Below are 12967 nucleotides of genomic sequence, written 5' to 3' on the forward strand. Positions count from 1 at the left end.
AACAATGCGAAGGTGCGCCCGGCGAACCTGCGGCGCACGCCGGGAGCGGCCGACCGTGGCGGCGGGGTGCGGCGGCGTCATCCGGAGGGGCGTACGGACCGCCCTGCCGTCACTCCGCGGGCAGGTGGGTCGGGGCGAACATGCGGAGGGTGACCGGGAGGACCAGGACCGTCGGGCCCGGGGTGGCCAGCGCGTGCTTCAGGTCGTCCCGCAGGCTCTGCGGGCTCGTCGTCGAGGCCGCGACGCCGAAGGACCGGGCCAGGGCGGTGAAGTCCGGGCGGGTGAGTTCCGTGCCCGTCGTGCGGCCGTCGAAGGAGTCCGTCATGTACTCGCGGAGGATGCCGTAGCCGCCGTCGTCGACGATCAGCCAGGTCACGTCCAGGTCGTGCTGCTTCGCCGTCGCCAGGTCCGCGATCGAGTACATCGCTCCACCGTCGCCCGAGACCGCCAGGACCGGGGTGTCCGGTTCGGCGACGCAGGCGCCGAGGGCGGCCGGGAAGGCGTAGCCGAGGCCGCCCGCGCCCTGCGCCGAGTGCATCGTGTTGGGGTGCTTCGCGTCGAACGCGGACCAGGCCCAGTAGGACAGGATCGTCATGTCCCAGAAGGACGGGGAGCGGGCGGGCAGGGCCGCGCGGATCGAGGCGAGGAGCTGCCGCTCCACTGCCACGTCCTGGCCGGACAGGCGGGTGTCGATCTCCGAGAGGACCTTCGCCACCCGTTCGGGAGCGGAGTCGTCCGCGCGTTCCGGGGCGGTCTCCAGCAGGGCCTGGAGGGCGAGGCGGGCGTCGGCGTGGATGCCGAGGGCGGTGTGGTTGGACTCCAGCTTGCCGAGGTCCGCCTCGATCTGGATGACCCTGCCCTCGGGGAAGAACGTGTGGTAGTTCGAGGACAGTTCACCGAGGCCGGAGCCGACGACCAGGAGTACGTCCGCGTCCTCCAGGAAGTCCGTCATGTGGCGGTCCTCCAGCCAGGACTGGAGGGACAGCGGGTGGTTCCACGGGAAGGCGCCCTTGCCGCCGAAGGTGGTGACCACCGGGGCGTTCAACCGCTCCGCCAGCAGGCGCAGCTTGCCGGCCGCGTCGGAGCGGATCACCCCGCCGCCCGCGATGATCACCGGGCGGGCGGCCCTGCCCAGCCAGTGCGCCGCGAGAGCGGTGAGCTCGGGGCGCGGGGCGAGTTCGTGCGGGGTCGCGTCCACGCCCGTGACCTGGGGGATCATCGTTTCCGCGCGGAGGACGTCCTCCGGGATCTCGATCCAGACCGGGCCGTGCGGAGCCGTCAGCGCCGATTCCCAGGCCTCCGCGATCACCGAGGGGATCTGGGACTGCGTGCGGGCCGTGTGGACCGACTTCACCACGTCCCGGAACGAAGCCGACTGCTCCCGCAGCTCGTGCAGGTGCCCGCGCCGGCCGCCGCCCAGGCCCGCGACCGGGACCTGGGAGGCGATGGCGAGGACCGGGGCGGAGGCGGCGGCCGCCTCCGCCAGGGCCGGCAGGGCCATCAGCGCGCCCGGGCCCGTGGAGAGCAGGAGGGGGACCGCCTCGCCCGTGACGCGGCCGTACGCGTCCGCCGCGAAGGCGGCGTTGTTCTCGGTCCGCAGCCCGATCAGCCGCAGGTCCGAGCGGCCCACCGCGTCGAAGGTGCCGAGCGCGTGCTGCCCCGGCAGCCCGAACACGGTGGTGGCGCCCAGCGAGCGCAGCGTCTCCACGACCAGGTCCCCGCCCGTCCGACCCGGCGGCGGCGCGAGAGCGGCCGCCGTCTGGGCCTCGGTGGGACGGAGTACCAGGTCGTGGTCGTGCGTCACGGGTGCGGGGTGCCCTTCTTACTTCGCCTTCGCGGCAGCGATCTGGCGGCTCATGATCGTCGTCAGCTCGTACGCGGTGTGCGAGGCGGCGACCGAGGTGATCTCGGCGTGATCGTACGCCGGGGCGACCTCGACGACGTCCGCCGAGACCAGGTTGCAGGAGGACAGACCCCGGATGATCTCCAGCAGCTCGCGGGAGGTCATGCCGCCCGCCTCCGGCGTACCCGTGCCCGGGGCGTGCGCCGGGTCCAGCACGTCGATGTCGATCGAGATGTACAGCGGGCGGTCGCCGATGCGCTGGCGCAGCTGGTCGGCGACCTCGTCGGCCCCGCGCCGGTAGACGTCGGCCGAGGTCACGATGCCGAAGCCCATCTTGGCGTCGTCGTCGAGGTCCTGCTTGCCGTACAGCGGGCCGCGGGTGCCGACGTGCGACAGCGCCTCGGTGTCGAGGATGCCTTCCTCCACGGCGCGGCGGAACGGCGTGCCGTGCGTGTACTCGGCGCCGAAGTACGTGTCCCAGGTGTCCAGGTGCGCGTCGAAGTGCAGCAGGGCCACCGGGCCGTGCTTCTTGGCGACGGAGCGGAGCAGCGGGAGGGCGATGGTGTGGTCGCCGCCGAGGGTCATCAGGCGGGAGCCGGCGCCGAGGAGCTCGTCCGCGGCCGCCTCGACCGTCTCGACGGCCTCGTTGATATTGAAGGGGTTCACGGCGATGTCGCCGGCGTCCGCCACCTGGGCGAGCGCGAACGGGGAGGCGTCCTGCGCCGGGTTGTACGGGCGCAGCAGGCGGGAGGCCTCGCGGATGGCGTTGCCGCCGAAGCGGGCACCGGGGCGGTAGGAGACACCCGAGTCGAACGGCACGCCGACGACGGCGACGTCCGCGGAGCCGACCTCGTCCAGACGGGGCAGCCGGGCGAAGGTCGCCGGGCCCGCGTAGCGCGGGATGCGGGAGGAGTCGACCGGTCCGCGCGGCGTCTGCTCGTTGCTCATCGGGGTGTGCCCTTCTGGAGGTCCTACGGTGCGGTCCTTCGAGCGTAAGCGGCCCACACCGGGGCGCGAAGTGTACGTTTCATCCATCGGGTGGCGTTGAAATGTACGGAGCATCCATGACGAAGCCTGCCGGGACCGACATCCCGCCCACGCCCGCGGTCGCGCTCGGCGCACTGCTCGCCGATCGCGGGCTGGAACTGCGGCTGATCGCCGGGCCCGAGCGGGCGGAGGTGCACGGGGTGCACGCCTCGGAGATGGCGGACCCGTCGCCCTACCTCCTGGGCGGCGAGCTGCTCCTCACGGCGGGGGCGGGCTTGACGGCCCCGGAGGCCGGCCCAAGCGGCGCGGGCGGGCCGGGCGGCGCGGTCGGACCGGGCGACGCGGGCGACGCCGGCGGCATCGCGGGCGACGCTGACGCCGCCGCCGATGCGTACGTACGACGGCTGGTCGGGTCGGGGGTGGCCGCGCTCGGGTTCGGGGTGGCGCCGCTGCACGCGGAGGTGCCGCCGGAGCTCGTCCGGGCGAGTGCGCGGCACGGGCTGCCGCTGCTGGAAGTGCCTCCGCAGACCCGGTTCACGGCCGTGGCCCGCGCCGTGTGGCGGCTGATGGCCGAGGCGCGGACCCGCGAGCTGCGCCGGGTCACCGAAGCCCAGCAGGCCCTCGCGGCCGCGGCCGCCCGCCCCGATCCGGTCCCGGCGGTCCTGCGCCGCCTGGCGGCCAGCCTGGGCGGCTGGGCAGCCCTACTGGCCCCGCCGAGCCCCGCCGGGGCCGCAGGGGCCGCCGTTGCCGCAGGGCCTGCCGTTGCCGCAGGGGCTGCCGGTGTCACCAGGGCGGCACGGGCCACCGGGCCCACAGGAGCCCCTGGGTCCGCCGGGACTGCCGGAGCCACCGGGCCCGCAGGGTTCGCCGGAGCTGCCGGAGCCACCGGGCCCACCGGGGCCGCAGGGGCTGCCGGTGTCACCAGGGCGGCACGGGCCACCGGGCCCACAGGAGCCCCTGGGTCCGCCGGGACTGCCGGAGCCACCGGGCCCACCGGGTTCGCCGGAGCTGCCGGAGCCACCGGGGCCGCAGGGGCTGCCGATGTCACCAGGGCGGCAGGGACCACCGGGCCCGCAGGAGCCTCTGGGTCCGCAGGGCCGGCAGGAGCCACCGGGCCCGCAGGGGTCGCCGGGACTGCCGGAGCCACCGGGGCCGCAGGGGCCGCCGGTGTCACCAGGGCGGCAGGGGCCACCGGGCCCGCAGGAGCCTCTGGGTCCGCCGGAGCTGCCGGGTCCACCGGGCCCGCGGGGGTCGCAGGGGCTGCCAGTCCCCCCAAGGTCGGAGCGGATGTCGGGGGCATTGGGGCCGCAGGGGCCGTAAGGGCTGCCGCGGCCGCCAGGGTCGGAGGGGGTGCCACTGGGGCCGCCGAGGTCCGAGGGGGTGCCGAGGCGGTCGGTGGTGGCGTGGGGGTGGGCCGCAGGGTTGTGTCCGCCTGTGCCGGACCCGCGCCCTCCGCCGAGGCGATGGCCGCACTGGTCGCACTGGCCGGTCGGGTGGCCCCCGACGCCGCTGCCACGGCCACCGCCACCGCGGACGGGGTCCAGCTCGCCGCCTACGCCCTCGGCGGCGGCCAGGCCCTGGGCGTTGCCACGGCCGAGCGGGCGCCCGGCGACCACACGATCGCGTCCGTGGCCGCCGTCCTGCTGGCCCTCCTCACGGCCGATCGGCCGGCCGGCGCCGAGGCCGCATCGCTGGCCCGGCTGCTGCTGGGCGGCTCCCCCGCCGGGGCGCTCGGAGGGCCCGGGCCCTGGTACGCCGTCCACGCCCGGGGCGGCGCCGACCCGCGGGCCCTCGCCGCCGCGCTGGGCACCGTACTGCTGGACCCGGACGGCCCGGCCGTACGGCTGCTCACCGACCGGGATCCGGCCCCGCAGCACGGGTGGCGGCTGGGGGTCAGCGCCCCGGCCGGGCCCGACGCGCTGGCCGCCGCAGACGCACAGGCCCGGCGCGCCCTGGACCGCGCCGAGGCGGCCCGCACCCCGCTGGCCCGGCACACCGACCCCGGCTTCGCGGGCCTGGTGGGCGAAGCCGAGGCCCGTGCCCACGCCGAGGCGCTGCTGGGACCGCTCTCCCCCGCCCTGCGCGAGACCCTGCGCGCCTGGCTGTCCCACCACGGCAGCTGGGACCGCAGCGCCGCCGCCCTGGGGCTGCACCGCAACACCGTGCGCCAGCGCGTCGCCCGCGCCGCGAACCTGCTGGACCGCGATCTGGACGACCCGGACATCCGGATGGAGCTGTGGTTCGCCCTGCGCCGGAACACGGAAATCTGACCGGGGCCCGGCCGGACGGCTGCGCCGTACGAATGGACTCGGGCCGTCTGGCGGCGGGTGCCGGGGCTCGGCATGCGAAGCGGCCTACCTTCGCACTGCTCCCCACCTCCACGAAAGGCAGTACCCGTGCGATCGATCCGCCTCGCCCTGACCGCTCTCGCCGCCGGTGGCATCATCCTGGCGGGCGCGTCCGCCGCCTTCGCCGACGGCGCCTTCACCGTCTACGCACCGATCGACAACACGTACTCGATCGTCTTCGGCGACCTGAACCAGCTGGCCGGCGACGACGTCTTCAACGCCGGACGCGACAACACGGTCGGTTCCCACAACGGTGCGGCCCCGACCGGCGACATCGGCATGGCGGCCATGCCAGGGACGCAGGTCCTGAGCAACGACGCCATGATGCACGGCGCCGCCGGCCAGTGGACGGGCAGCGTCCTCGGCAGGTAGTTCCCCGTGTGATGTCCGCCGGTGGACCGCCGTGGCGGTCCACCGGCGGACATCACACCCGGTACCCCTCCCCCATGTCTGGACAGCCCGCCCAACCCACCGGTAACTTATTGGTCTGAGCAAGCGCTTAGACACGGCGCGACAGCGCGACGGGCGACAGGATCGAGGAGGCGGCTGTGCGCCGTACCGTTTTCAACGAGGACCACGAGGCGTTCCGCGAGACCATCCGCGCCTTCATAGAGGCCGAGGTCGTCCCCGTCTACGACGAGTGGTTCGCGGCCGGCCAGGCCCCGCGCGACTTCTACTACAAGCTCGGCGAGCTGGGCGTCTTCGGCATCAACGTCCCCGAGGAGTTCGGCGGCGCCGGCCTGGACACCCACAAGTTCGAGGCCGTCCTGTACGAGGAGACCTCCCGCGCGGGCGTGAACTTCGGCGGCTCCGGCGTGCACGTGCTGCTCGCCCTCCCGTACATCAAGATGCTGGCCGACGACGAGCAGAAGAAGCGCTTCCTCCCGAAGTTCGTCTCCGGTGAGGAGATGTGGGCCCTCGCGATGACCGAGCCGGGCACCGGCTCCGACGTCGCGGGCATGAAGACCACCGCCAAGCTCTCCGAGGACGGCACGCACTACGTCCTCAACGGCTCCAAGACCTTCATCACCGGCGGCGTGCACGCCGACCGCGTGATCGTCTGCGCCCGTACCTCCGCCCCGAGCGAGGACGACCGCCGCTTCGGCATCTCCCTCTTCGCCGTGGACACCAAGTCCGAGGGCTACTCGATCGGCCGCAAGCTCGACAAGCTGGGCCTGAAGACCTCCGACACCGCCGAGCTGGCGTTCGTCGACGTCAAGGTCCCGGTCGAGGACCTGCTCGGCGAGGAGGGCAAGGGCTTCTACTACCTCGGCCACAACCTGGCCTCCGAGCGCTGGGGCATCGCGTTCGGCGCGTACGCCCAGGCCGCCGCGGCCGTCCGGTTCGCCCAGCAGTACGTCACGGACCGCACCGTCTTCGGCAAGCCGGTCGCGCACTTCCAGAACACCAAGTTCGAGCTGGCCGCCTGCCAGGCCGAGGTGGACGCCGCCCAGGCCGTCGCGGACCGCGCCCTGGAGGCCCTGGACGCCGGCGAGCTGACCCCCGCCGAGGCCGCCTCCGCGAAGCTGTTCTGCACCGAGGTCGCGCACCGCGTGATCGACCGCTGCCTCCAGCTGCACGGCGGCTACGGCTACATGAACGAGTACCCGATCGCCCGCCTGTACGCCGACAACCGCGTCAACCGCATCTACGGCGGCACCAGCGAGATCATGAAGACCATCATCGCCAAGTCGATGGGCCTGTAAGTCCCCTTGAACGAGGCACTGCAGGATCTCCTCGATCTGCTCGACCTGGAGCAGATCGAGGAGAACATCTTCCGCGGCACCAGCCGGACCTCCCTGGTGCCGCGCGTGTTCGGCGGCCAGGTCGCCGCGCAGGCCCTGGTCGCCGCCGGCCGGACGGTGCCCGGCGACCGGCTGCCGCACTCGCTGCACTCGTACTTCCTGCGCACCGGCGACTCGGGTGCGCCCATCGTGTACTCCGTGGACCGGATCCGCGACGGGCGCTCCTTCACCACCCGCCGCGTCGTCGCGGTCCAGCACGGGCAGCCGATCTTCCACCTCTCCGCGTCCTTCCAGACGTACGAGGAGGGGCTGGAGCACCAGAGCCCGATGCCCACCGCGCCCGACCCGGAGTCGCTACCGACGGCGGCCGAGGCGCTGCCGCATTACCGCGACACCTTCCGCGACCCGGGAACCGTCGAGAGGTTGCTCGAATCGCGCGGCGCCGTGGACCTGCGGTACGCGACCACGCCGCCGTGGGGTTCGGTCGGCCGGCCGACGGAACCGCGCTCGCAGGTCTGGTTCCGCACCCAGGGCAAGCTCGCGGACGACCCGTTGCTGCACATCTGCCTGGCCACGTACGTCTCGGACATGACCCTGCTCGACTCGGTGCTACTCGCGCACGGCCGGGGCGGTTGGGCGGTCGGTGACGTGGTGGGCGCCTCACTGGACCACGCGATGTGGTTCCACCGGCCGTTCCGCGCCGACGAATGGCTCCTCTACGACCAGGAGTCCCCCTCGGCGGCCGCCGGGCGGGGCCTGGGGCAGGCCAGGATCTGGACGCAGGACGGGCGCCTCGCCGTGACCGTCATCCAGGAGGGCGTGGTGCGCGTTCCGCGCGCCTGACCCCGGACGGCCGCGTGCGCTCGGCCACAGGACGGAACTGACCGGGCGGGCGGGGCGTCGACTGCAAACATGATCGTCGTGCTCCTCCTCCTCGCCCTGGCTTCCCCCTTCGCGGGCGTCCTGGTCCTCGGCCGGCTCGCCGTCCACCTGGTGGCCACGGTCCGGCGGCGTGACGCCCCGGACCTCCTCGGCGCGGGCGCCTTCCTGCTGCTCGGCGTCCTCGCGCTGTGCGTCGCCGGCTCCGCCTACATCTGGGGCCTGTCGTACGGCGTGTACGTCCTCGACCCCGACGAGGTGTGCGGGTACGCCCGGTGGGGCGAGCAGGAGAAGACGGTCGTATGGGAATCCTCGTTCCCGCTCTCCGTCCACTGCGCCGACCATCCCGGGGATCCGGGCGGGCGGCAGCTGATCCCGGGCTGGGTCAACCCGGCCGTCACGGCCGCCGCCGCGGCCGGCGCGGCGTGCGTGCTCGCGGCGCCGTTCGCACCCCGGCTGCGGCGCAGGGCGCTCGCGGCCCGGACGGCCGACTCCGCTCCTAGTTCCGGCTCTGCGGCGGGGACTTGAGCTTGGCCCAGATCGATTCCAGGGCGGCGATGTCGGCGTCGTCGAGCCGGTCGTCGAAGACCTCGGCGAGGGCCTCGCGGCGGGTGGCGTCCGCCTCCGCGAAGGCGCGGCGGCCCGCGTCGGTCAGGGCGATGCAGACGGAGCGGGCGTCCGTCGGCGAAGGTATCCGCTCGATCAGGCCGCGGGCCTGGAGCGAGTCGGCGACGCGGGAGACCTGGCTCCGGCTGAGCAGGGTCCTGGCGCCCAGCTCGGAGGGGGCGACCGGCTCGTGCTGGGCGTACAGCCACAGCATCACCTCGAACCACGAGAGCGGCAGGTCGTGGCGCCGCGTGAGGGCCTGGTCGACCCGGGCGGTGAGGGTGGTGCCGGCCCACACCAGACCGTAGAAGGCGTGGTCGCGGGGGGTGAGGCCGCCCATCCTGAGCTCGTTGTTCGCCATGGCAGCAGAATACCCGGGTTGCGTGCACACGCACACAAGGTTAATGTGTGTGTGCACGCACAAATAGAGGGAGACACTTCCATGAACACCAAGACCGTCCTCATCACCGGCACGTCCTCCGGCATCGGCCTGGCCGCCGCGGTCGCCGCCGCCCGGGCCGGCTGGCACACCGTCGCCACCATGCGCGACACCACCCGCTCCGACGCCCTGGTCAAGGCCGCCGCCGAAGCCGGCGTCGCCGACCTCGTCCAGGTCAAGCGGCTGGACGTGACCGACGCGGACTCCGTGGCCGCCTGCGTCGCCGAGGTCGTCGCCGAGCACGGACACCTCGACGCCGTCGTGAACAACGCGGGCGCCGGCTTCGTCGGCACCGTCGAGCAGCACGGCATGGAGCAGGTCCGGTCCGTGATGGAGGTCAACTTCTTCGGCGTCGTTGAGCTCACCCGGGCCGCGCTCCCCCACCTGCGCGCCTCGGGCGGCCGCGTCATCACGGTGACGAGCGTCGGCGGCGTGATCGGCCAGCCGTTCAACGAGTCCTACTGCGCGGCCAAGTTCGCCGTCGAGGGCTTCATGGAGTCCCTCGCACCGGTGGCCGCGTCCACCGGAGTCCAGGTGTCCGTCGTCGAACCGGGCGCCGTCACCAGCGAGTTCGTGAACAACGTACGGCTGGACCTGCCGGCCATGCTCGCCGAGGCCGGCCCGTACGCCCCGGCGCTCCAGGGCTACGCCAACCACGCCATGGAGGCCTTCAGCAGCAACAGCGCCCAGACCCCGGACCAGGCGGCGGCGCCGGTCATCGAGGCGCTGACCGGCGAGACGATGCCGTTCCGGATCCAGACCTCCGACTGGGCCCGCGACTTCGTCGCCCCCAAGCTCGCCGACCTCGACGGCTCGGCCGTGCAGTCGATGACCACCGCCTGGCTGGGCTAGGCGCCGGGCCGCTACCGGCACACCGGCCCGCCCGCGCCCGCCGGGCTTCCGCCCGGGGCGCGGGGCCGGCGCCCGCGGCAGTCAGAGGAGGCCGGCGGGGATCAGAGCAGACCGGCGGCGGCCAGCAGGTACGCGACCATCGGGTCGTAGAAACGCGGGTCACGGACGTGGTCGTCCAACGGGACCGCCACCTGGAGGGTGCCCTCCGCCTCGCCGAGGAAGAGCGCGGGGTCGTTGCAGTCCGCGTAGCCCACCGCGTCCAGCCCGCGCTGCGCCGCGCACCCCGCCCAGCCGTGGTCGGCGACGACCAGGTCCGGCTGGGGGCGGTTCGCCGCCGTCAGGCCGTCCAGGATGGCGGCCATCGGCTCCGGGGAATGCGTGTGCCACAGCGTCGCCCCGCGCTCCAGCACGGCGACGTCCGCGAACTGCCACACCGAGCCCTCGTCCGCGACCAGACCCTGGGGGATCACCACGATCTCGCAGCCCGCCGCGCGCAGCGCCGCCGCGGTCGCCCGGTGGACGTCCAACAGGCCGCCCGGGTGGCCCGTGGCGAGCAGCACGCTCTGCCGGTCCAGTGCCGCCTTGTGCAGCCGGGCCGCCATCCGGTCCAGGCCGGACACGGTCAACTCCGGGTCGATGGTGTCCTGTCCGAACCGGTACGCGGCGTCGTCGACGACCCCGCAGCGCTCCGCCATCACGGCGAGCACGTCCTGCTCGTCGGCCCAGCGGTCGCCCAGCTCCAGGCCGAGCCAGTAGTGCCGGTCGCCGTTGGCGAGCTTGCGGTAGTGCGACAGGTTGTTCTCACGCGGCGTGGCGACCTGACCCGAGATCCGGGTGCGGATCAGGTGGTCGACGAGTTCGGCACGGCTCGGTACGGGCGTCTCTATCGGCTTCGGCATACGGCCCATTCTGCCGCCGCGACGCCCCGGTCGCCGGTGCCATTCCGACCAGTGGGCGCGTCGCCTCACCCCGACAGCGCCCCGAACGCCCCGTGCGCCAGCCGACGCAGCAGCGATTCCGTCGCCGCCCGGCCGAGCGCCGCCAGGTGCGGGGTGGAGTTGAGCAGGCCGAAGACGGCGTGGACGGCCACCCGCACCTCGGCCTCGCCGACCTCCGGGTGCAGTTCCCGTACGACCTCCACCCACAGCTCGACGTACTGGCGCTGGAGCTGGCGGACGAGCTTGCGGTCGGCCTCCCGCAGCCGGTCCAGCTCGCGGTCGTGCAGGGTGATCAGCGCCCGGTCGTCGAGGGCGAAGTCGATGTGGCCGTCGATGAGGGAGGCCAGCACGCCGTCCGGGTCGCCGGCGGCCTCGGCCACCCGGTGGCGGCCGCCGGTCAGCAGCCGCTCGCTGATCCCGACGAGCAGCTCGGCGAGCATGGCGTCTTTGCCCGCGAAGTGCCGGTACAGGCCGGGGCCGCTGATGCCCACCGCGGCCCCTATCTCGTCCACGCCGACACCGTGGAACCCGCGCTCGGCGAAGAGGCGGGCGGCCTCACTGAGGATCTGCTCGCGACGGGTCGGGGCGGCCGCTCTGGTGCTCATGGGAATCCATTCTAGACAGGGCCGTTAGCGGTCGTTAACCTAAGCGGTACATGCGTTAACGCTCATTAACAGCGTGCACCGAGCAAGGGAGCTCGACCGATGCAGCAGGCACCAGTGCTGACGAGCGCCGCGGACCCGGCGTCCGAGGCCTGGCGGACCAACGAGGCCGCCCACCGCGAGCTCGCCGAGGGGCTGCGGGCCCGACTCGACGCGGCCCGGCTCGGCGGTGGCGAGAAGGCCCGCGCCCGCCACACCGCCCGCGGGAAGCTGCTCCCCCGCGACCGCGTGGACACCCTCCTGGACCCCGGATCGCCCTTCCTGGAGCTGGCCCCGCTGGCCGCCGAAGGCATGTACGGGGGCGCGGCCCCGGCCGCGGGGGTCATCGCGGGCATCGGCCGGGTCAGCGGCCGCGAGTGCGTGATCGTCGCGAACGACGCCACCGTCAAGGGCGGCACGTACTACCCGATGACCGTCAAGAAGCACCTGCGCGCCCAGGAGGTGGCACTGGAGAACCGTCTCCCCTGCCTGTACCTGGTCGACTCGGGCGGCGCCTTCCTCCCCATGCAGGACGAGGTCTTCCCCGACCGGGAGCACTTCGGCCGCATCTTCTACAACCAGGCGCGCATGTCCGGCGCCGGCATCCCGCAGATCGCCGCCGTCCTCGGCTCCTGCACGGCGGGCGGCGCGTACGTCCCGGCGATGAGCGACGAGGCCGTCATCGTCCGCGGCCAGGGCACGATCTTCCTCGGCGGCCCGCCGCTGGTGAAGGCCGCCACCGGCGAGGTGGTCACGGCCGAGGAGCTCGGCGGCGGCGAGGTCCACTCCCGGACCTCGGGCGTCACCGACCACCTCGCGGAGGACGACGCGCACGCGCTGCGGATCGTACGGAACATCGTGGCGACCCTGCCCGAGCGCGGGGCCCTGCCCTGGTCGGTCGAGGCTCCCGAGGAGCCGAAGGTGGACCCGTACGGGCTGTACGGCGCGGTCCCGGTCGACTCGCGCACCCCGTACGACGCCCGCGAGATCATCGCCCGGATCGTGGACGGCTCCCGCTTCCAGGAGTTCAAGGCGGAGTTCGGGCAGACGCTGGTCACCGGCTTCGCCCGGATCCACGGCCACCCGGTCGGCATCGTCGCCAACAACGGCATCCTGTTCTCCGAATCCGCCCAGAAGGGCGCGCACTTCATCGAGCTGTGCGACCAGCGCGGAATCCCGCTGCTGTTCCTCCAGAACATCTCGGGCTTCATGGTCGGCCGCGACTACGAGGCCGGCGGCATCGCCAAGCACGGCGCCAAGATGGTCACGGCCGTCGCCTGCACCCGGGTCCCGAAGCTGACCGTGGTCGTCGGCGGCTCGTACGGCGCGGGCAACTACTCGATGTGCGGGCGGGCGTACTCGCCGCGGTTCCTGTGGATGTGGCCCAACGCCAAGATCTCCGTGATGGGCGGCGAACAGGCCGCGTCCGTGCTCGCCACGGTCAAGCGCGACCAGATCGAGGGCGCCGGCCAGGAGTGGCCGGCCGAGGACGAGGAGGCCTTCAAGGCCCCGGTCCGCGCGCAGTACGAGGAGCAGGGCAACGCCTACTACGCCACCGCGCGGCTGTGGGACGACGGGGTCATCGACCCGATGGAGACCCGGCAGGTGCTGGGACTGGCCCTGACCGCGTGCGCGAACGCCCCGCTGGGCGACTCCGCTTTCGGCATCTTCCGTATGTGACGTGAGGAC

Annotated in this window: 12 protein-coding genes; 7 read left to right on the forward strand and 5 right to left on the reverse strand. The window is 73.5% G+C overall.

What is annotated here, in order from left to right:
* Positions 1-109: 109 nt before the first annotated feature.
* Positions 110-1804, reverse strand: a complete 1695-nt coding sequence (locus tag OHA65_RS14335) for a thiamine pyrophosphate-binding protein (RefSeq protein WP_327283511.1) — start codon at positions 1802-1804, stop codon at positions 110-112.
* 18 nt (positions 1805-1822) lie between these two features.
* On the reverse strand, positions 1823-2791 hold the full coding sequence (gene speB / locus OHA65_RS14340) for an agmatinase (RefSeq protein ID WP_327283512.1): 969 nt from the start codon (positions 2789-2791) through the stop codon (positions 1823-1825).
* Positions 2792-2907: 116 nt separating this feature from the next.
* Here speB and OHA65_RS14345 point away from each other — a divergent pair, with 116 nt between their 5' ends.
* The 5 genes from OHA65_RS14345 (at position 2908) to OHA65_RS14365 (ending at position 8330) form a co-directional block, all read left to right on the forward strand.
* Positions 2908-5100 carry a helix-turn-helix domain-containing protein gene (locus OHA65_RS14345; RefSeq protein ID WP_405761965.1) on the forward strand — a complete coding sequence of 731 codons (2193 nt, stop codon included), beginning with the start codon at positions 2908-2910 and terminating at the stop codon, positions 5098-5100.
* A gap of 126 nt (positions 5101-5226) precedes the next feature.
* A complete protein-coding gene (locus OHA65_RS14350) occupies positions 5227-5550 on the forward strand; it encodes a hypothetical protein (protein WP_328762806.1) in 324 nt (107 codons plus the stop codon).
* A gap of 176 nt (positions 5551-5726) precedes the next feature.
* Positions 5727-6884: an acyl-CoA dehydrogenase family protein gene (locus OHA65_RS14355; RefSeq protein WP_327283515.1), complete on the forward strand. Its 1158-nt coding sequence runs from the start codon at positions 5727-5729 to the stop codon at positions 6882-6884.
* Between the two features lie 6 nt (positions 6885-6890).
* Positions 6891-7766 (forward strand): acyl-CoA thioesterase II, encoded by an 876-nt coding sequence (gene tesB / locus OHA65_RS14360; RefSeq protein WP_327283516.1) that lies wholly within the window; start codon positions 6891-6893, stop codon positions 7764-7766.
* 69 nt (positions 7767-7835) lie between these two features.
* Positions 7836-8330 (forward strand): hypothetical protein, encoded by a 495-nt coding sequence (locus tag OHA65_RS14365; protein ID WP_328762809.1) that lies wholly within the window; start codon positions 7836-7838, stop codon positions 8328-8330.
* Here OHA65_RS14365 and OHA65_RS14370 read toward each other — a convergent pair.
* Entirely contained in the window at positions 8302-8769 is a 468-nt protein-coding gene (locus OHA65_RS14370) for a MarR family transcriptional regulator (protein ID WP_327283518.1), read from the reverse strand. The genes OHA65_RS14365 and OHA65_RS14370 overlap by 29 nt on opposite strands.
* Before the next feature lie 81 nt (positions 8770-8850).
* Here OHA65_RS14370 and OHA65_RS14375 point away from each other — a divergent pair, with 81 nt between their 5' ends.
* Positions 8851-9699, forward strand: a complete 849-nt coding sequence (locus OHA65_RS14375; protein WP_327283519.1) for an SDR family NAD(P)-dependent oxidoreductase — start codon at positions 8851-8853, stop codon at positions 9697-9699.
* A gap of 101 nt (positions 9700-9800) precedes the next feature.
* On the opposite strand, the gene OHA65_RS14380 is transcribed toward OHA65_RS14375, so the two are convergent.
* The gene (locus OHA65_RS14380) at positions 9801-10607 is read right to left on the reverse strand and encodes a phosphatase (RefSeq protein ID WP_327283520.1); all 807 of its coding nucleotides are present in this window, start codon (positions 10605-10607) and stop codon (positions 9801-9803) included.
* 56 nt (positions 10608-10663) lie between these two features.
* Positions 10664-11242, reverse strand: a complete 579-nt coding sequence (locus OHA65_RS14385) for a TetR/AcrR family transcriptional regulator (protein WP_327283521.1) — start codon at positions 11240-11242, stop codon at positions 10664-10666.
* Between the two features lie 99 nt (positions 11243-11341).
* Here OHA65_RS14385 and OHA65_RS14390 point away from each other — a divergent pair, with 99 nt between their 5' ends.
* On the forward strand, positions 11342-12958 hold the full coding sequence (locus OHA65_RS14390) for a carboxyl transferase domain-containing protein (RefSeq protein ID WP_327283522.1): 1617 nt from the start codon (positions 11342-11344) through the stop codon (positions 12956-12958).
* Positions 12959-12967 lie beyond the last annotated feature (9 nt).

The organism is Streptomyces sp. NBC_00045 (assembly GCF_045041095.1).
GTDB lineage: Bacteria > Actinomycetota > Actinomycetes > Streptomycetales > Streptomycetaceae > Streptomyces.

Coding starts and splice junctions, on each gene's coding strand:
- OHA65_RS14345 (WP_405761965.1), top strand. CDS start 2,908: ATGACGAAGCCTGCCGGGACCGACATCCCGCCCACGCCCGCGGTCGCG.
- OHA65_RS14385 (WP_327283521.1), bottom strand. CDS start 11,242: ATGAGCACCAGAGCGGCCGCCCCGACCCGTCGCGAGCAGATCCTCAGT.
- OHA65_RS14390 (WP_327283522.1), top strand. CDS start 11,342: ATGCAGCAGGCACCAGTGCTGACGAGCGCCGCGGACCCGGCGTCCGAG.
- speB (WP_327283512.1), bottom strand. CDS start 2,791: ATGAGCAACGAGCAGACGCCGCGCGGACCGGTCGACTCCTCCCGCATC.
- OHA65_RS14380 (WP_327283520.1), bottom strand. CDS start 10,607: ATGGGCCGTATGCCGAAGCCGATAGAGACGCCCGTACCGAGCCGTGCC.
- OHA65_RS14375 (WP_327283519.1), top strand. CDS start 8,851: ATGAACACCAAGACCGTCCTCATCACCGGCACGTCCTCCGGCATCGGC.
- OHA65_RS14365 (WP_328762809.1), top strand. CDS start 7,836: ATGATCGTCGTGCTCCTCCTCCTCGCCCTGGCTTCCCCCTTCGCGGGC.
- OHA65_RS14370 (WP_327283518.1), bottom strand. CDS start 8,769: ATGGCGAACAACGAGCTCAGGATGGGCGGCCTCACCCCCCGCGACCAC.